Consider the following 18,321-nt stretch of genomic DNA (forward strand, 5'->3'; position numbering starts at 1 on the left):
GGCGGTGGCTGCGCCTCCACCGGCCCCGCCGGCCCCTCGCTCCGGCGCCGGACCGGTCCGGTCGCCTTCCGGTCGGCGTGGACCGGAATGAGACCGAGCCCCCAGCCGCCGGCCGCGAGCAGTCCCAGCGCGGCGCCGTCGGCCGGCTGGCCCCGGATCACCAGGAGCCACCAGGCGAGCCCGGCCGCCGAGGCCGCCAGCGCCCACCGCACCGGACGCCGCACCCGGAGGAACAGCCGCGCCCGGGCCCGTATTCGGGCCATCGGGCGCGTCTGCGCGTCTGTCGGCACGACCGCCCTCCCTTCGCTCGCCCCGGGCAGGGGCGCCCGGGAGTCGAGGCCGGGATCAGGCGGCGACCACGTCCATCGCGGCGGCCTTGGGCGACAGGTTCGCCCGGTCGGCGCCGGGGGCGGGCAGCTGAACCGGTTCGAGTACCGGCCTCAGCAGATCACCTTCGGAGAGGGTGGCCATCGCCGCAAGTTCGGCGAGCGACAGTTCGTCGCTGACCTCGCGCATGACCTCGGACATCCGGACGTCGAGTGCGTCGCAGATGGCGGAGAGCAGCTCCGACGAGGCCTCCTTCTGTCCCCGCTCGACCTCGGAGAGGTATCCGAGCGAAACCCTGGCGGCCGCCGACACCTCGCGGAGTGTGCGGCCCTGGCGCTGGCGCTGCCGACGCAGTACATCGCCCAGTAGGCGACGGAGCAGGATCATCGGTGCCTCCCTCCTCGGACTGCGGATCGAGATGTCACGACCCCACCGTACCGCCTTGCCCGCTTCGCGTGCGGGGACCCTGGTCGTGTTCACTGTGGGCTGCAAGGCCGTCCCCCTCCTCTTTCCGGTGTCCTACCCGGGTTCGCGGGCCCCTCGTGGTACCCGATGCGGCCCACCCGGCCACCGTCACGCAACTCGTTCGCCACCTGGTTCTTGCCCCACCAGGGTGTTGGATGTAACACGATCCTCCAGCCGTCCCGTACCCGCGCCCCGGATCGACGGATCCGGATCCCTCCTGGGCGGGCCCCTCGGCCCTGTCCGGCCGGTCTTGCCGGGCCCGGTCGACCGGACAGGACCTAGCGCGCGATCCGACCGATCAGCAGTTCCAGCGCGGCGGTCACCGCCCCGTGACGGATTGTGGCACGGCCACCGGACAGCAGGGGCGAACTGACCAGAGTTCCCCCTGGGCCCGCGACCGCCAGGTGCACCGTGCCCACCGGCTGCCCGTCCTGCGGGTCCGGCCCGGCCACCCCGGTCGTCGCCAGTCCGTACGTGGCGCCCAGCAGTGCGCGCACGCCTTCGGCCATCTGCCGGGCCACCACCGGGTGGACCGGTCCGTACACGTCCAGCAGGCCCTCGTCCACCCCGAGCACCGAGGCCTTCAGCTCGGTCGCGTACGCGGTGACCGAGCCGCGGAAGGTCGCGGACGCCCCGGGGACGTCCACCAGCGCGGCGGCCAGCAGCCCCCCGGTCAGCGACTCCGCGACGGCCAGCGTGCCGCCCTCGGCCCGCAGCGCGGCGTGCGCCCGCTCGGCCAGTTCGTAGTCCCGCTCCGCCACCCGGCTCCCCCTCGTTCAGCGGCCCGCGTGCGCCGCGGCCTGTCCCTCGCGGCGCAGTCGCAGCGCCTGTCCGATGTAGTCCAGCGCGGTGCCGACGGTCAGCAGCACCGCCAGTCCCATCAGCACGGCCCGCCCGGTGGCCAGCCAGCCGGTGAGGTGCAGCACGTACATGCCGACCGCGGTGCCCTGGGTCAGCGTCTTGAGCTTGCCGCCTCGGCTGGCCGGGATGACCCCGTAGCGGATCACCCAGAAGCGCATCAGCGTGATGCCGAGCTCGCGGGCCAGGATCACCGCGGTGACCCACCAGGGCAGGTCGCCGAGCAGCGAGAGGCCGATCAGCGCCGCGCCCATGATCGCCTTGTCGGCGATCGGGTCGGCGATCTTCCCGAAGTCGGTGACCAGGCCCTTGCGCCGGGCCAGTTCACCGTCGAACAGGTCGGTGATCATCGCGATCGCGAACGAGGCCCACGCCACCGAGCGCCACTTGGGGTCGTGCCCGCCGTCGGCGAACAGCAGCGCCACGAAGACCGGCACCAGCAGCACCCGGACCATCGTGAGCACGTTGGCGATGTTCCAGACCCCCGGGGCGGACGGCGCCGCGGCCACCGGTCTGCCCGGGTGGGCCGCGGCCGGGGCGCCGGGCCCCTTGGTCATTCGCCGACCCCCGAGGTCTGACGGACCCGGACCTGCTCCAGCGCCTCGGCGATCAGGTCGACGCCCTCACTGGCCACGACCGTGGCCCGCCAGAACTGGCCGACCTTCGGGTCCTCGACACCGTGCAGGGTGGTCAGGCCGTCGGTCTCCGGGGCCTGGTGGGCGGCGCGGCCCTCGACGACGCCGTCCTCGACCGACTCGATCAGCACCTCGACCTCGGTGCCGATCCGCTGCTCGGCGCGCTGGGCGGTCATCTCCTCGGCCAGTCGGCTCAGCCGGTCCAGCCGGTCGGCGATCACGTCCTCGGCGAGCTTGCCGTCGTAGGTCGCGGCCTCGGTGCCGTCCTCGTCCGAGTAGCCGAAGACGCCGATCGCGTCCAGCCCGGCGTGGGTGACGAAGCGCTCCAGCTCGGCGAAGTCCTGCTCGGTCTCGCCGGGGAAGCCGACGATGAAGTTGGACCGGGCGCCGGCCTGCGGGGCCTTGCCGCGGATGGTGCCCAGCAGCTCCAGGAACTGGTCGGTGGAGCCGAAGCGGCGCATCCGGCGCAGCACGGCGGGCGCCGAGTGCTGGAAGGACAGGTCGAAGTACGGCACCACGTCGGCGGTCCCGGTCATCGAGTCGATCAGGCCGGGGCGCATCTCGGCCGGCTGGAGGTAGGAGACCCGGACCCGCTCGACGCCCTCGATCGAGGCGATCTCGCCGAGCAGCGTCTCCAGCAGCCGGATGTCGCCGAGGTCCTTGCCGTACGAGGTGTTGTTCTCGCTCACCAGGACGATCTCGCGCACGCCCTGCCCGGCCAGCCACTGGGCCTCGTGCAGGACGTCGGAGGGGCGGCGGGAGATGAAGGAGCCGCGGAAGGCCGGGATGGCGCAGAACGAGCAGCGCCGGTCGCAGCCGGAGGCGAGCTTGACCGAGGCGACCGGGTTGTCGTCCAGCCGCTTGCGCAGGGTGCGCGGGCCGGAGGCCGGGGCGACGCCCTCGGGCAGGTCGGCGATCGGCTCGGCGGCGGCCTCGGCGCCGTGGCCGGGCAGCGCGACGGCCTCGGCGGCGGTCTGCCGTTCGGCCGGGCTGATCGGCAGCAGCTTGCGGCGGTCGCGGGGGATGTGCGGGGCGTGGTGGCCGCCGGAGAGGATGGTCTGCAGGCGGTCGGAGATGTCCGCGTAGTCGTCGAACCCGAGCACGCCGTCCGCCTCGGGCAGCGCGTCGGCGAGCTCCTTGCCGTACCGCTCGGCCATGCAGCCGACCGCGACGACGGCCTGGGTGCGGCCGTGCCCCTTGAGGTCGTTGGCCTCCAGCAGGGCGTCCACCGAGTCCTTCTTGGCGGCTTCGACGAAGCCACAGGTGTTGACCACGGCGACGTCCGCCTCGGCGGCGTCGTCGACGAGCGACCAGCCGTCGGCTTCCAGTCGCCCGGCGAGTTCCTCGGAGTCCACCTCGTTGCGGGCGCATCCGAGCGTGACAAGGGCGACAGTGCGGCGTTCAGGCATAGGGCCAAGATTAACGCGCGGGCTCCGGTGCCGTTCGCCCCGGAGGCCGCGCGCCTCGGATCAGCTGATCATCATCGGGCCGCCCGGCCCCTGTGGTCAGCCCGCCTGCGGGTCTCCGGGGGTGTACGTGACGTGCACCACCTGGCCGTCCTTGCCGAGGAGGCCGAGGTCCTTCCCGTTGACGTACGCGTGCACGGCCCCGCCGTTGCCCAGCACCAGCTTGATCTGCTTGGGGTCGGTGAAGGTCTGGTCCTGGCCGTCGCCGATGTTGTTCTGGAACAGCGACTTGCCGTTGCCGTCCATCGCGGAGACCCAGCTGGTGCCCTCGGCGACCAGCTTCACGGTGACCTTGTCGGCCGGCACGGCGGCGATCGCGGCGGCGCTCGGCGCGGGGGCCGGCGGCTGGACGGCGGTGGTGGCGGCGGGGGCCACCGAGCCGGTGCCGGAGCCGCTGGGCAGCGGCGCGCTGGCCGAGCCGGTGGTGCCGTGCCCGCCCTTGCCGCTGACCAGGTTGAAACCGATCAGCGCGACCACGGCGACGATCGCGGCGACCATGGCGGCCGCCCAGTTCGGCCGGCCGCGGCGGGGCACCTTGATCGGCCCGCTGTCGACCAGCTGGGTCGCCGGGCGCTTGGCGGCGGGCGAGCCGCCGTGCGCGGCGTCGTACCGGGCGACCAGCGCCTCGCCGTCCAGGCCGACCACCCGGGCGATCAGGCGGATGTTCCCGCGGGCGTAGAAGTCGCCTCCGCAGCGTTCGAAGTCGTCCGCTTCGATGGCGTGGACGATCGGCACCCGTACCCGGGTGGCGGTACTCACCTGGTCCACCGTGAGCCCCGAGTCGATCCGGGCGGTGGACAGCACCCGGCCGATGCTCGGGGCATCGGCCGCCTGCGCCGCGTCGTCGGTCGGCTCGACGGACGACGGGGCGTTCTCGTGGTCGGGGGACTTGCCGATGGTCACGGGGCACGCCTTTCGAGCGGATGGCCACCTGCTGGGGAACAGTCTAGGGGCGGGGGCGGATCGTTTCTCAAGCGGAACGGGCCGAATGCGCGCGCCCGACCCGACCGGAGTCCGGCGCCTCGCTGACATTCCGTCAGCGAGGCGGCTCGGGGAACCCGGGGTTCCCCTTTCCGCCGTGTGACGCGGCGTACGGACGTTCGGTTCCCCACACCCCGCCTACCCTCCTCCGAACGAGTGATGCCTCGCCCAGGACACGGCCGGGGCCCCGCGCGGCCCCCCGGATCAGCCCCTCAGGGTGACCAGCACCCCGTCCAGCTCGTCCGGCTTCACCAGCACGTCGCGGGCCTTGGAGCCCTCGCTCGGACCGACGATCCCGCGCGACTCCATCAGGTCCATCAGTCGGCCCGCCTTGGCGAAGCCGACCCGGAGCTTGCGCTGGAGCATCGAGGTGGAGCCGAACTGGGTGGAGACCACCAGCTCGGCCGCCTGGATCAGCAGGTCCAGGTCGTCGCCGATCTCCTCGTCGATCTCCTTCTTCGGCCCCGCCCCGGCCATCACGTCGTCCCGGTAGACGGCGGTCAGCTGGTCCTTGCAGTGCTGCACCACCCTGGCGATCTCCGCCTCGGTGACGAAGGCGCCCTGCATGCGGACCGGCTTGCTCGCGCCCATCGGCAGGAAGAGCGCGTCGCCCTTGCCGATCAGCTTCTCCGCGCCGGGCTGGTCCAGGATGACCCGGGAGTCGGCCATCGCGGAGGTCGCGAACGCCAGCCGGGACGGCACGTTGGCCTTGATCAGACCGGTGACCACGTCCACCGAGGGCCGCTGGGTGGCGAGCACCAGGTGGATGCCGGCCGCGCGGGCCAGCTGGGTGATCCGGACCACCGAGTCCTCGACGTCGCGCGGCGCGACCATCATCAGGTCGGCCAGCTCGTCGACGATCACCAGCAGGTACGGGTACGGCCTCAGCTCGCGCTCGCTGCCCAGCGGCGGGGTGACCTTGCCGGCCTTCACCGCCGCGTTGAAGTCGTCCACGTGCCGGAAGCCGAACGCCGCGAGGTCGTCGTAGCGCATGTCCATCTCGCGCACCACCCACTGGAGGGCCTCGGCGGCCTTCTTGGGGTTGGTGATGATCGGCGTGATCAGGTGCGGGATGCCCTCGTACGCGGTCAGCTCGACCCGCTTGGGGTCGACCAGCACCATCCGCACCTCGTCCGGGGTGGCCCGGGCGAGGATCGAGGTGATCAGGCAGTTGATGCAGGACGACTTGCCCGCGCCGGTGGCGCCGGCCACCAGGATGTGCGGCATCTTGGCGAGGTTGGCCATCACGGTGTGGCCCTCGACGTCCTTGCCCATGCCGACGACCATCGGGTGGGTGTCCTCGGCGGCCGTGCGCGAGCGCAGCAGGTCGCCGAGGTTGACCATCTCGCGGTCCCGGTTGGGGATCTCGATGCCGACCGCGGACTTGCCCGGGATCGGGCTGATGATCCGCACGTCCGGGCTGGCCACCGCGTACGCGATGTTCTTGGCGAGCGCGGTGATCCGCTCGACCTTGACGGCCGGGCCGAGCTCGACCTCGTAGCGGGTGACCGTCGGCCCCCGGGTGAAGCCGGTGACCTTGGCGTCCACCTTGAACTCGGAGAAGGTGCCGGTGAGCTGGGCGACCACCTCGTCGTTGAGGGCGCTGCGGGCCTTGGCGGGGCCGCCGCGCTCCAGCAGGTCCAGCGAGGGCAGCGCGTAGGTGACGCCCTCGCCGAGCTGGAGCTGCTCCATCCGCACCGGCGCCTCGCCGTGCTCCTCGGGGGCGCCCGGGCCGCCGCCGCGGGCGGCCGGGACGGCGGGCTCCTCCGGCGGGGCGGTGCGGTCCTGCACCTGGTGCATCATGTCCGCCACCGCGGAGGAGGCGGGCACGCCGTAGACCAGCGCGCCGTCCAGGTCGGCGGCCGCCCCGGCGGCGAGGTCGCGGGTGGCGTACGGGTCCAGCGGCTCCTTGTCCAGCGAGATCCGCTCGGCGTCGTCCGGTTCGTCGTCCGGCCGGCGACGGCGGCGGCGCCGGCGGGCGGCCACCTCGTCGCCCGGGTCGTCGCCGCCGGTGTCCACGGTGAACGGCAGCGCGTCGGGGTCGGCGTCCTCCGGCGGGTCGGTGGACAGCTCGCGCTCCGGCGTACGCCCCCAGCGCTCCTCGTCGTCCGGCCCGGGCTCGACCACGCCGAGCCGTATGCCGACCCCGCGCACCCGTTCGCCGATCCGGTTGATCGGGGTCGCGGTGACCACCAGCAGGCCGAAGAAGGCCAGCAGCAGGAGCAGCGGCACCGCGAGGGCCGGCCCCGCGGCGGCCATCATCGGGGTGGACACGGCCCAGCCGATGATCCCCCCGGCCGCCCGTATCCGGGAGGCTCCGCTGCCCATCATGGGGGCGCCGCAGCCGATGTGGACCAGACCGAGGACACCGACCAGCAGCGCGCTCAGCCCGATCACGATCCGGCCGTTGGCCTCCGGCAGCTCCGGGTGGCGCCAGAGCCGGATGGCGATCGCGGCCAGCAGGAACGGCACCAGCACGTCGAGCCGGCCGAACATCCCGGACACCACGGCGGTGGCGCCCTCGCCCAGCCAGCCCTGCGGGCTGAACCAGGTGCCGGCCGCGGTCACCAGCGCGAGCGCGAACAGCAGCAGGCCCACGCCGTCCTTGCGGTGGTCCGGGTGGAGGTTCTTGGCACCGTCGCCGAAGCTCCGGAAGACCGCGGCGATCGGGCTGGCCAGCGCGTTGAGCGCGCCCATCAGCACCGACCTGGACCGCTTCGGCGGCGGCGGGGCCGACTTCGACGCCGTCCTCTTCGCGGGAGCCGCCTTCTTCGCCGCCGTCCTCTTCGCGGGCGGCTTGCCCGGGGCCTTCGCCGCGGCCTTCTTGGACGGTCCCGGACTCGTCTGACGTGCCGCGTTCCCGGGCGTGCGAGTGGCCATGGGTCAGCAGCCTACCGGGGCGGGCGACCGCTGCACACGTGCCCGAGCCCGGGCGCCGGGTCGTGTCGTAGACACACCGTCACCCTGGCCGGGTTTCACCCGGTCGCTCCACGGAATCACCCGGAAGGATGAACCGGCTGGGGATCAGGAGCTGCCCGGACGCATCGCGTCCAGGGCCCGGCGCAGCCCCACGAGCTTGCGCTCCAGGTGCGCGGCGGTGGCGGCCACCCCGGCGTCCTCGACCCCGTCCAACTGCTTGCCGAGTGCCTCCGCCTGCTCCTCGACCGCCGCCAGCCGCGCGGACAGCTCGCCCAGCAGCACCCCGCCGAGGGCCGGCTCGCCGCCGCCCTCCTCCAGCTGCAGGCGCAGCAGCGCGGCCTGCTCCTTCAGCTGACAGTTCTTCACGTACAGGTCGACGAAGACGGAGACCTTGGCGCGCAGCACCCACGGGTCGAAGGGCTTGGAGATGTAGTCCACCGCGCCGGCCGCGTAGCCGCGGAAGGTGTGGTGCGGGCCGTGGTTGATCGCGGTCAGGAAGATGATCGGGATGTCCCGGGTGCGCTCGCGGCGCTTGATGTGCGCGGCGGTCTCGAAGCCGTCCATCCCCGGCATCTGGACGTCCAGCAGGATCACCGCGAAGTCGTCGGTGAGCAGCGCCTTGAGCGCCTCCTCACCGGAGGCCGCGCGCACCAGCGTCTGGTCCAGGGCCGAGAGGATGGCCTCCAGCGCCAGCAGGTTCTCCGGTCGGTCGTCGACCAGGAGGATCTTGGCCTTCTGCATCAGGGCTCGCCCTCCTGTCGCCTGCCTGCCGCTCGGTGCAGGCACCCGCGTACTGCCCACCGCTACCCCGGTCATGCTAGCCGCACCCCCTCGCCCGGCACATCGCTCCGTCGGGACCCGATCCGGAGCGGCGCGCAGTCAGTGCTCCGGCGCACGCTCACCAGCGAGTCGCCGTCCGGTCACTGTTCGCAACGATCGGTGACCCTACCCGGTTCCCGGGCCCGTCCGCCAGCAAACCGGCCGCCCGGCAGGTGTGAATCCCGGGGCCCGGCCCGCGGTTCACACCCGCCACCGCCGTCACGCGCGGTCGCCGTGCAGCCACTCGTTCATCACCGACAGCAGGTGGTCGGTCTCCACCGGCTTGGTGATGTGGTCGGTGGCGCCCGCTTCCAGGGACTTCTCCCGGTCGCCCTTCATCGCCTTGGCGGTCAGCGCGATGATCGGCAGACCGGCGTACTGGGGCATCCGGCGGATCGCCTCGGTGGTCGCGTAGCCGTCCATCTCCGGCATCATGATGTCCATCAGGACCAGCGCCACGTTCTCGTGCTGCTCCAGCATCTCGATGCCCTCGCGGCCGTTCTCCGCGTACAGGACGGTCAGGCCGTGCTGTTCCAGCACGCTGGTGAGGGCGAACACGTTGCGGACGTCGTCGTCCACGATCAGCACCTGCTGGCCGTCGAAGCGCCGCGCGGCGACGGCCGGACGGGGCGGGGCGGGCTCCACCGCCCGCGGCCCGGCGGCGCTCTCCAGGGCGGCGTTGCGCCGGCGCTCCACCGCGCCGCGGCGGCGCTCCTCGGCCAGCTCGCGGACCTCCTGGGCCCAGTGGTCGGCCGGATTCTCGCCGACCGGCACCGGCAGGCCCACCGGGGTCACCCCGACCGTGGCGCGCGGCGCCAGGCCGTTCGACGAGACCTGGCGCGGCTCGCCGACGGCCTCCGGGGCCTCGGTGCGCAGCGGCAGGTAGAGCGTGAACGTCGAGCCCTTGCCCAGCTCGCTCTCGGCGTGGATCTCGCCGCCGAGCAGCCGGGCGATCTCGCGGCTGATGGACAGGCCGAGGCCGGTGCCGCCGTACTTGCGGCTGGTGGTGCCGTCGGCCTGCTTGAACGCCTCGAAGATCTCCCGCAGCTTGTTGTCGGGGATGCCGATGCCGGTGTCGGAGACCGCGAAGGCGATCAGCTCGTCGTCCGGGGCCTGGATGGAGCCGGACTCCAGCAGCCGCTCGCGCACGTGCTGCGGGGTCTCCGGGCCGGCCGGGCGGATCGAGAAGTCGACGGCTCCGGCGTCGGTGAACTTCACCGCGTTGGAGATCAGGTTGCGCAGCACCTGCTGGAGCCGCTGCTCGTCGGTGTGCAGGGTGACCGGCAGGGCGGGCGAGACCCGGACGGCGAAGTCCAGGTTCTTGTCCAGCGCGACCGGCTGGAAGGTGGCCTCCACGTAGTCGACCAGCTGGACCAGGGCGATCCGGGCCGGGCGGACGTCCATCTTGCCGGCCTCGACCTTGGACAGGTCGAGGATGTCGTTGATCAGCTGGAGCAGGTCGGAGCCGGCGCCGTGGATGGTGTCGGCGAACTCGACCTGCTTGGGCGAGAGGTTGCCCTCGTTGTTGTCGGAGAGCAGTTTGGCCAGGATCAGCAGCGAGTTGAGCGGGGTGCGCAGCTCGTGCGACATGTTGGCGAGGAACTCGCTCTTGTACCGGGAGGCCAGGGCGAGCTGCTCGGCGCGCTCCTCCAGGACCTGACGGGCCTCCTCGATCTCGCCGTTCTTGATCTCGATGTCGCGGTTCTGCTGGGCGAGTTGCTCGGCCTTCTCCTGCAACTCCTCGTTGGTGCGCTCCAGTTCCTCCTGACGCGCCTCCAATTCGGCGGATCGCATGGAGAGTTCGGCGGTCAGTCGCTGGGACTCCAGCAGCAGGCCCTCGGTCTTGGTGTTGACGCTGATGGTGTTGACGGTGACACCGATCAGGTCGGCGATCTGGTTCAGGAAGTCCAGCGCGACGGTGGTGAAGGAGCTGAAGGTGGCCAGCTCGATCACGCCCAGCAGCCGGCCCTCGAACAGCACCGGCAGCACCACGATGTGGGCCGGGGAGGCCTCGCCGAGCCCGGAGGCGATCTTCAGGTACCCGGGCGGGGCCTCCTTGAGGATGATCGCCCGCTTCTCCACCGCGGCCTGGCCGATCAGCGACTCTCCGGGGCGGAAGGTGGTCGGCATCGCCCGCCGCTGGTAGCCGTAGCTGCCGATCAGGCGCAGCACGGTGTCGTTCTCGTCGTCGTCCTCGGTGATCAGTTCGGCGGTGCGCCCGGCCGGCTGGGCGAGGAAGAAGGCGCCGTGCTGGGCGGAGACCACCGGGGTCAGCTCGGTCATGATCAGCGAGGCGACCGCCTCCAGGTCCCGGCGGCCCTGGAGCAGGCCGGAGATCCGGGCCAGGTTGGTCTTGAGCCAGTCCTGCTCCTGGTTGGTGCGGGTGGTCTCGCGCAGGTTGGCGATCATCTGGTTGATGTTGTCCTTGAGCTCGTCGAGCTCGCCCGCGGCGTCCACGTCGATCCGCAGGCTCAGGTCGCCCCTGGTGACCGCGGTGGCGACCTGGGCGATCGCGCGCACCTGCCGGGTCAGGTTGTTGGCCAGTTCGTTCACCGACTCGGTGAGGTCCTGCCAGGTGCCGTCCACGCCCGGCACCCGGGCCTGGCCGCCGAGCCGTCCGTCGGTGCCCACCTCGCGGGCCACCCGGGTCACCTCGTCGGCGAACGCCGACAGCTGGTCGACCATGGTGTTGATGTTGGTCTTGAGCTGGAGGATCTCGCCGCGCGCGTCGACGTCGATCTTCTGCGAGAGGTCGCCCCGGGCGACCGCGGTGATCACCAGGGCGATGTTCCGCACCTGACCGGTGAGGTTGTTGGCCATCTGGTTGACGTTGTCGGTCAGGTCCTTCCAGATGCCGGCCACCCCGGGCACGCTCGCCTGGCCGCCCAGGGTGCCGTCGGTGCCCACCTCGCGGGCCACCCGGGTGACCTCCACCGCGAAGGAGGAGAGCTGGTCGACCATGGTGTTCAGGGTCGCGGCGAGCGCCGCCACCTCGCCCTGCGCGTCGATGGAGATCTTCTTGGAGAGGTCCCCGCGGGCCACCGCACCGGCGACCTCGGCGATGTTGCGGACCTGTCCGGTCAGGTTCGACGCCATGAAGTTGACGTTGTCGGTCAGGTCCTTCCAGATGCCCGACACCCCGCGCACCCGCGCCTGGCCGCCCAGGATGCCTTCGGTGCCCACCTCGCGGGCCACCCGGGTCACCTCGTCGGCGAACGCCGACAGCTGGTCGACCATGGTGTTGACGGTCGTGACCAGCTCCAGGATCTCGCCCCGGGCGTCGACGGTGATCTTCTTGGAGACGTCGCCGCGCGCCACCGCCGTGGTCACCTCGGCGATGTTGCGGACCTGACTGGTCAGGTTGTTGGCCATCAGGTTGACGCTGTTGGTCAGGTCCTTCCACGTCCCGGACACCCCGGGCACGCTGGCCTGGCCGCCGAGGATGCCCTCGGTGCCGACGTCCCGGGCGACCCGGGTGACCTCGTCCGCGAAGGCGCCCAGCTGGTCCACCATCGTGTTGATGGTGTTCTTCAGTTCCAGGATCTCCCCGCGCGCGTCCACCTGGATCTTCTGCGACAGGTCACCCTTGGCGACCGCGGTCGTCACCTGGGCGATGTTGCGCACCTGATCGGTGAGGTTGTTCGCCATGAAGTTGACGTTGTCGGTCAGGTCCCGCCAGACCCCGGCCGCCCAGGGCACCTGCGCCTGACCGCCGAGCCGCCCCTCGGTGCCGACCTGGCGGGCCACCCGGGTCACCTGCTCCGCGAAGCCGGAGAGCTGGTCCACCATCGTGTTGATGGTGTTCTTCAGCTCCAGCATCTCGCCGCGCGCGTCCACCTCGATCTTCTGCGAGAGGTCCCCGCGGGCCACCGCCGTGGTCACCTGGGCGATGTTGCGGACCTGGCCGGTCAGGTTGTCGGCCATGAAGTTCACCGAGTCGGTCAGGTCCCGCCAGACGCCGGCCACCCCCGGCACCTGGGCCTGACCGCCGAGCCGGCCCTCCGTCCCCACGTCCCTGGCCACCGTCGTGACCTGGGCGGCGAAGCCGTTCAGCTGGTCCACCATCGTGTTGACGGTGTTCTTCAGCTCCAGCATCTCGCCGGCCACCTCGACGGTGACCTTCCGGGACAGGTCGCCCTTGGCCACCGCCGTGGTCACCTGGGCGATGTTGCGCACCTGGGCGGTCAGCCGGCCCGCCATGGTGTTGACCGAGTCCGCCAGGTCCTTCCAACTGCCGGAGACGCTGCGGACCTTGGCCTGCCCGCCGAGCTTGCCCTCGGTGCCGACCTCGCGGGCCACCCGGGTCACCTCGTCGGTGAACTCGGAGAGCTGGTCCACCAGCCCGTTGACCGTCCGCCCGATCTTCAGGTACTCGCCGCGCAGCGGGTGGCTCACCCCGTTGCTGTGCAGCGAGCGCAGCTCCATCTTCTGGGCCAGGTCGCCTTCGGCGATCGAGGTGAGCACCCGGCCCACCTCGGCCATCGGGCGGGCCAGGTCGTCGATCAGCGCGTTGCAGTTGTCGACCGCCGCCATCCAGGCGCCCTCGCCCGCGCCGGTCTCCAGCCGCTCGTTCAGCCGGCCCTCGCGGCCCACCGCCCGCCGCACCCTCGCCAGTTCACCCGTCAGGTGCTGGTTGCGCTCGGCGACCTCGTTGAACACCGCGGCGATCTCGGCCAGCGGCCCGTCCCCCGGGACGGTCAGCCGGCGGCGGAAGTTGCCGTCCCGCATCGCGGTCAACGCCGACAGCAGTTTGCGCAGTTCGGCGGGCTCGGCGCCACGGTTGTGGCTCGCCCGCCGCCCGGCCGCGTTCCGCGGCACGGCCCCGGAGCGCCCACCGCGCGCGGTGGGCGGCGTCGTACCGGTTGCGTCCTTGGTGGCCGAACTCAACGGACCCCTCCCACGATCGTGAACTGTCCGGTGACCGTCCGTGCCGGATTGCGGCACGCACCCGGGAACCGGCCCGGCTGGGCTGTGTACCGGCGGCCTGCGGCACTCCGGCACCCACACGACCGTACTGCTCCCACCGGCCGTCGCGGACCCCCCAGTCTGGCAGCACCCGCGCCGAGTACACGGCCGGTTGCGCTCGGTTCGTACCTCACCGTCCGAAACAGGTGGGCAGAATCACCCTCTGGTGCCTGTTTCGACTCCCCACCCCCACGGGGAACCAACCGGAAAGTAGGGTGGAGCGCTGCACCGGGCCACGACCCGACCCAGCGCCGCCGCTCACCCCGACGGCGCGCACGGGGAGTCGGCGCCGCACCCCGGACAGCCAGGGCAAGAGCAGCAGAGGAGAACTGGCAACGTGGTCACCGCGCGCGCAGCCGCCACCTTCGGACCCGACGGCCGGTCCGCGGCCGCCGCCCGGGGCTTCGTCCGGGACGCGCTGCTCGGCTGGGGCCTGCCCGAGGTCGTCGACGACGCGGTCGTCCTGGTCAGCGAGCTCGTCACCAACGCCGTCGTGCACGCCGGCACCGCCGCGGAGGTCAGCTGCCTGCGCGAGGAGCAGACCGTCCGGATCGAGGTCACCGACCACCACCCCGAACGCGGCCTGCCCTCCCTCGGCGGCGTTCCCGTCACCGACTCCGACCGCTACGCCGACCCCGACGGCGAGGGCGGCCGCGGGCTGCTGATGTGCTCCGCCCTCGCCGAGCGGTGGGGCGTCGAGTACGGGGCCGGCCGCAAGACCGTCTGGTTCCGCCTCGCCCTGCCCGCACACGTGCTCGGCACCCGCTACGCCGTTCCCGCCACCCCCGGCAGCGACCTGCCCAGCGGCCCCGGCCCGGTGCGCGTCGCCGTCGTCCAACTCGACGAGGACGGCCGGGTGCTGGCCTGGAACCCGGACGCCGAGGCGCTCTTCGAGCACCCCGCCGCCACCGTCCTCGGCCGCCCGTGGGCGGACCTCGCGGTCTGGCCCAAGCCCCCCGCCCGCGGCCTCGGTCTGGCCGACACCCTGCGGATGGCCCGCTGGGAGGGCGGTTACGGCATCCGCCGCCGGGACGGCCACGAGATCGAGGTGTACGGCCTCCAGGTCCGGCTGCGCGACACCGAGGGCGTCCCCTCCACCCTCTGTCTGCTCGTCCTCGAAGCCGACCGCGCGGTGCTGCGCTCCCCCGCCCGCACCCTGCCCGGCGAGCGCCCCGACCCGTCCGGCCCCCGGCTCGACCTGCTGGTCGGCCCGGTCGCCACCGACGACCTCGACACCCTCCTCCAGCGCACCGTCGAACGCGCCCGCGACCTGCTCGACGGCGACGCCGCGTACCTGCTGCTCACCACCGACGACGAGGCCGAGTTCGAGGTCCGCGCCGCCACCGGCCTCACCGCCGGACACCGCCGGCACGCCCGCTTCCCGGTCGAGACCGGCAACCGCTACGACTCGGCCCGGCTGCCCTCCGTCCACGAGGACCTCACCGCCCGGCCCACCGGCCTGCCGCTGCTCTCCGACAGCGGCATGCGCTCCCTGGTCACCGTCCCGCTCAAGGTCGAGGGGCGGCTGATCGGGTCGCTCGGCATCGCCGCCGCCGTGCCCGGCCGCTACGACAACGAGGACGCGCTGCGCCTCCAGTTCGCCGCCGACCGGGTCGCCCTCGCCGTCGAGAGCACCCGGCTGACCGAGCTCGAACAGCTCCGCCGCGGCTCGCTCTCCTTCCTGGTCGAGGCCTCCGACCTGCTGGCCGGCACCCTCGAACACGAGCAGACCCTCGCGCTGATGGCCCAGATGGCCGTCCCCACCCTCGCCTCCTGGTGCGCCGTCTACACCACCTCCGACAACTCCTCCCCGGCCCGGCTCGCCTTCGTGCTGCACGAGGACGAGGACCGGATCGACCCGCTGCGCGACCTGCTCGACAAGACCCCCGTCCCGGAGGCCGGCCCCAGCCACGGCGTCCGGTTCTGGACGGCCCCCACCGAGACCGCCGAGGCGGGCGGCCTCACCGACGGCCCCGGTCTGGCCGGCCTGCTCGGCGAGACCGTCGTGCTGGCGCTGACCGCCCGCAACCGGGTCATCGGGCTGCTGGTGCTCGGCGTCCCGGCGGGCGTCCGGTTCCGCCAGGAGATCCTCGAACTCGCCGAGGACCTGTCCCGCCGGGCCGCCCTCGCCCTGGACAACTCCCGCCTCTACTCCGAGCGCACCGCCACCAGTCAGGCCCTCCAGCGCAGCCTGCTCCCGCCGGACCTGCCGGAGATCCCCGGCGTCGAGGTCGACGTCTACTACCAGGCGGCCGGCGAGGGCAACGAGGTCGGCGGCGACTTCTACGACCTGTTCCCCATCCGGGAGGGCACCTACGGCTTCGCCATCGGCGACGTCTGCGGCACCGGCCCCGAGGCCGCCTCGGTCACCGGCCTGGCCCGGCACTCGCTGCGGCTGCTCGCCCGCGAGGGCCTCGACGCCCCGCAGGTGCTGCGCCGGCTCAACGCGGCCATCCTGGACGAGGGTTCGCGCAGCCGCTTCCTCACCCTGCTCTACGGCGAGCTGACGCCCCGGCCGGACGGCAGCACCGAGCTCTCCCTGGTCTGCGCCGGCCACCCGCTGCCGCTACGGCTGCGCACCGACGGCCAGGTCGACCGCGCCGCCACCCCGCAGCCGCTGCTCGGCGTGATGGACGACCTCGACCTCACGGCCGAGACCCTGGTGCTCGCCCCCGGCGAGGTCCTGCTCTGCGTCACCGACGGGGTCACCGAACGCCGCGAGGGCCGCCGGATGCTGGGCGACGACGGCCTCGCCGAGGTGCTCACCGGCTGCACCGGCCTGACCGCCGGAGCGGTCGCGGCGAGGGTCCAGCGCGCGGTCGAACGCTTCGCCCCGGAGCCGCCGTCGGACGACATGGCGATCCTGACCCTTCGGGTGCCCACCCAGCGTCAGGTCTGAGCCTTCCGAGGGGCGCCTCAGCCCGTACTGACGCAGTCACAAATTGTTATATTCACAACGGTACAAGTGAACCGAGCCGGGTAGACCGTTCCCACCGGGAAATCTCCCGGCGGGAACCTGACCAGCGGTTCCCCGTCGGCCCATCACTCGCGATGGTCCATCACTGACGCCCGCAGCCCGCGCACGCTCACAGCCGTGCGCCCTCGGCGCGGCCGCGCGCTTCCACCCGTCTCCGCTCATCTCCACTCGTCACGACGACACCACAGCGTCACTGCGCCCTGCGCGCGCCCAGAGTGAAAGGAGCCTCCGGTGAGCAATGACGCTACCGGGGCAACCAACGCCCGTTCCACCGGAGCCGACGCGAGAAACCTCGGCTACCTCGCGCTCGGTCTCACCCTGCTCGCCTACGGCCTGCTCTCCACCGGCGTCCTGCACGGCGCCGGAGTCGGGGACGCGACCCGCATCGCCCACGTACTCGGCGGCATCACCCTCTTCCTCGCGGGCCTCTGGCAGCTCCGCGGCGGCGAGGGCTTCACCGGAACCGCCTTCGCCAGCCTCGCCGCCTTCTGGATGACCTGGTCGGTGGCCGGCGGAGCGGACAAGAACGCCGCCGGCCTATTCCTACTGCTCTGGGCGCTGCTCGCCCTCACCCTCACCGCGGCGAGCTGGGGCGCGGGCCTGCTCAGCCGCGCCGTCTACGGCCTGCTGGCCCTCTCCCTGCTGTGCTCCGCCATCGCCACCTTCGGCGGCTACTCCGAGCTGGCCAAGGCCGCCGGCTGGATCGCGGCCCTCTCCGGGCTCGCCGCCTGGTACTGGGCCACCTCCGCGCTGAGCAACGGCTCCTGGGGGAAGGTCAACCTGCCGGTGAAGTGACCGGCAGGCCTCGGCTCGGTCCCGGCACCCCCACGGCACTCCCCTAGCTCAGTCTCGGCTCAACCGACCTGCTCCAACGGCTCGTCGGCGGTGCTCCGGGGCCGGTCCTCCGCCTCGGCGGTCGCCCGGCCCCGTCGGCGTGCCACCAACGCCAGAACGGCGTAGGCGAGGAGCAGGATCGCCACGGCCACGATGCCGTCCAGCCAGAAGTGGTTGGCCGTCACCACCACCACGGCGACCGTCAACACCGGATGCAGCACCATCACCCAACGCAGCGAACTCCGTGACACCCGGATCACCGCGACCGCCGCCAGCACGCACCAGGCGACGTGCACCGACGGCATCGCCGACAGCTGGTCCGCGACCACCACACCGCCGACCGCACCGCCGTACACCGACTGTCCGTACTCGGCGGCCACGTCGACGAAGCCGTTCTGCGGCAGCATCCGCGGTGGCGCCACCGGGATGAACTGCACCATCAGACAGACCGCGGTCGTGATCACCACGGTGTTGCGCACCCACGCGTACCGCTCGCGGTGCCGCAGGAACACCCAGAGCAGCACACCGAGCATGACGGCGAAGTGCATGACCGCGTAGTAGTAGTTCGCCAGCCTCACCAGCACCGGGTACGGTGTGACCGCCTTCTGCCAGGAGGCCTCGTCCGGCAGCCCGACCACCTGCTCGGTGTGGTGGATCCAGCTCGCGCGGTCCAGCGCGTGGTCCGTACTCATCACCGAGAGGTGCCCGACCAGCTGCCAGAGCGCGAACAGCGCCAGCAACGTGCCGGCCTCCCGCAACAGTGCCGACAGCGCCGGCTTCCGGCCCTTCACCGCGGCGTACGCGCCCACGTGGAGACCTATCGCGGCGGCCCCGGCGGACTGCCAGGTCAGGGTCAGATTCTGCATTGGCAGAGGGTAACGCAAAAAGCCCCTTCCCGGATGGGAAGGGGCTTTTCACAATAATTGTTCGGCGGCGTCCTACTCTCCCACAGGGTCCCCCCTGCAGTACCATCGGCGCTATGAGGCTTAGCTTCCGGGTTCGGAATGTAACCGGGCGTTTCCCTCACGCTATGACCACCGAAACACTATGAAACTGTCAACCGCACACCCGAATA

Annotated in this window: 13 protein-coding genes and 1 rRNA gene; 3 read left to right on the forward strand and 11 right to left on the reverse strand. The window is 72.1% G+C overall.

The genetic code is table 11. The features are described 5' to 3' along the window. The 7 genes from ACFRMQ_RS22115 to ACFRMQ_RS22145 form a co-directional block, all read right to left on the reverse strand. Positions 1-290: hypothetical protein (locus tag ACFRMQ_RS22115; RefSeq protein ID WP_380732250.1), on the reverse strand; the 290-nt coding region annotated here is incomplete at its 3' end. A 55-nt stretch (positions 291-345) separates the two neighbouring features. Then, the gene (locus ACFRMQ_RS22120) at positions 346-714 is read right to left on the reverse strand and encodes a helix-turn-helix domain-containing protein (RefSeq protein WP_380732251.1); all 369 of its coding nucleotides are present in this window, start codon (positions 712-714) and stop codon (positions 346-348) included. A gap of 356 nt (positions 715-1,070) precedes the next feature. Continuing rightward, a complete protein-coding gene (locus ACFRMQ_RS22125) occupies positions 1,071-1,553 on the reverse strand; it encodes a CinA family protein (RefSeq protein ID WP_380732252.1) in 483 nt (160 codons plus the stop codon). Between the two features lie 15 nt (positions 1,554-1,568). Beyond that, on the reverse strand, positions 1,569-2,207 hold the full coding sequence (gene pgsA / locus ACFRMQ_RS22130; protein WP_380732253.1) for a CDP-diacylglycerol--glycerol-3-phosphate 3-phosphatidyltransferase: 639 nt from the start codon (positions 2,205-2,207) through the stop codon (positions 1,569-1,571). After that, complete coding sequence (gene rimO, locus ACFRMQ_RS22135; protein WP_380732254.1) at positions 2,204-3,694, reverse strand: 30S ribosomal protein S12 methylthiotransferase RimO; 1,491 nt, start codon at positions 3,692-3,694, stop codon at positions 2,204-2,206. Before rimO ends, pgsA begins: the two co-directional genes overlap by 4 nt. A 96-nt stretch (positions 3,695-3,790) precedes the next feature. Further along, positions 3,791-4,654 carry a helix-turn-helix domain-containing protein gene (locus tag ACFRMQ_RS22140; RefSeq protein ID WP_380732255.1) on the reverse strand — a complete coding sequence of 288 codons (864 nt, stop codon included), beginning with the start codon at positions 4,652-4,654 and terminating at the stop codon, positions 3,791-3,793. Positions 4,655-4,936: 282 nt separating this feature from the next. Next, positions 4,937-7,429 carry a DNA translocase FtsK gene (locus ACFRMQ_RS22145; RefSeq protein ID WP_380732256.1) on the reverse strand — a complete coding sequence of 831 codons (2,493 nt, stop codon included), beginning with the start codon at positions 7,427-7,429 and terminating at the stop codon, positions 4,937-4,939. Between ACFRMQ_RS22145 and ACFRMQ_RS22150 the strand changes: the two genes are divergently transcribed. Beyond that, positions 7,416-7,580, forward strand: a complete 165-nt coding sequence (locus ACFRMQ_RS22150; protein ID WP_380732257.1) for a hypothetical protein — start codon at positions 7,416-7,418, stop codon at positions 7,578-7,580. The genes ACFRMQ_RS22145 and ACFRMQ_RS22150 overlap by 14 nt on opposite strands. A gap of 176 nt (positions 7,581-7,756) precedes the next feature. Here the strand turns inward: ACFRMQ_RS22150 and ACFRMQ_RS22155 are convergent, their stop codons facing one another. Both ACFRMQ_RS22155 and ACFRMQ_RS22160 read right to left on the reverse strand, forming a co-directional pair. After that, entirely contained in the window at positions 7,757-8,395 is a 639-nt protein-coding gene (locus ACFRMQ_RS22155; RefSeq protein WP_380732261.1) for a response regulator, read from the reverse strand. Between the two features lie 294 nt (positions 8,396-8,689). Further along, complete coding sequence (locus ACFRMQ_RS22160) at positions 8,690-13,198, reverse strand: HAMP domain-containing protein (protein WP_380732262.1); 4,509 nt, start codon at positions 13,196-13,198, stop codon at positions 8,690-8,692. Between the two features lie 574 nt (positions 13,199-13,772). Between ACFRMQ_RS22160 and ACFRMQ_RS22165 the strand changes: the two genes are divergently transcribed. Both ACFRMQ_RS22165 and ACFRMQ_RS22170 read left to right on the forward strand, forming a co-directional pair. Further along, entirely contained in the window at positions 13,773-16,334 is a 2,562-nt protein-coding gene (locus tag ACFRMQ_RS22165) for a SpoIIE family protein phosphatase (RefSeq protein WP_380732258.1), read from the forward strand. Between the two features lie 309 nt (positions 16,335-16,643). Continuing rightward, positions 16,644-17,207 carry a GPR1/FUN34/YaaH family transporter gene (locus ACFRMQ_RS22170; protein ID WP_380732259.1) on the forward strand — a complete coding sequence of 188 codons (564 nt, stop codon included), beginning with the start codon at positions 16,644-16,646 and terminating at the stop codon, positions 17,205-17,207. Between the two features lie 59 nt (positions 17,208-17,266). On the opposite strand, the gene ACFRMQ_RS22175 is transcribed toward ACFRMQ_RS22170, so the two are convergent. Both ACFRMQ_RS22175 and rrf read right to left on the reverse strand, forming a co-directional pair. Then, positions 17,267-18,112 carry a phosphatase PAP2 family protein gene (locus ACFRMQ_RS22175; RefSeq protein WP_380732260.1) on the reverse strand — a complete coding sequence of 282 codons (846 nt, stop codon included), beginning with the start codon at positions 18,110-18,112 and terminating at the stop codon, positions 17,267-17,269. A 59-nt stretch (positions 18,113-18,171) separates the two neighbouring features. After that, positions 18,172-18,288, reverse strand: a 5S ribosomal RNA gene (gene rrf / locus ACFRMQ_RS22180). Positions 18,289-18,321 lie beyond the last annotated feature (33 nt).

The sequence above is a fragment of the Kitasatospora sp. NPDC056783 genome, assembly GCF_042789895.1.
Lineage (GTDB): Bacteria > Actinomycetota > Actinomycetes > Streptomycetales > Streptomycetaceae > Kitasatospora.

Bases quoted from the DNA above. Each gene is read 5' to 3' on its own strand.
- ACFRMQ_RS22120 (WP_380732251.1), bottom strand. From the start codon at position 714: ATGATCCTGCTCCGTCGCCTACTGGGCGATGTACTGCGTCGGCAGCGC.
- pgsA (WP_380732253.1), bottom strand. From the start codon at position 2,207: ATGACCAAGGGGCCCGGCGCCCCGGCCGCGGCCCACCCGGGCAGACCG.
- rimO (WP_380732254.1), bottom strand. From the start codon at position 3,694: ATGCCTGAACGCCGCACTGTCGCCCTTGTCACGCTCGGATGCGCCCGC.
- ACFRMQ_RS22145 (WP_380732256.1), bottom strand. From the start codon at position 7,429: ATGGGCGCGCTCAACGCGCTGGCCAGCCCGATCGCCGCGGTCTTCCGG.
- ACFRMQ_RS22160 (WP_380732262.1), bottom strand. From the start codon at position 13,198: ATGCGGGACGGCAACTTCCGCCGCCGGCTGACCGTCCCGGGGGACGGG.
- ACFRMQ_RS22175 (WP_380732260.1), bottom strand. From the start codon at position 18,112: ATGCAGAATCTGACCCTGACCTGGCAGTCCGCCGGGGCCGCCGCGATA.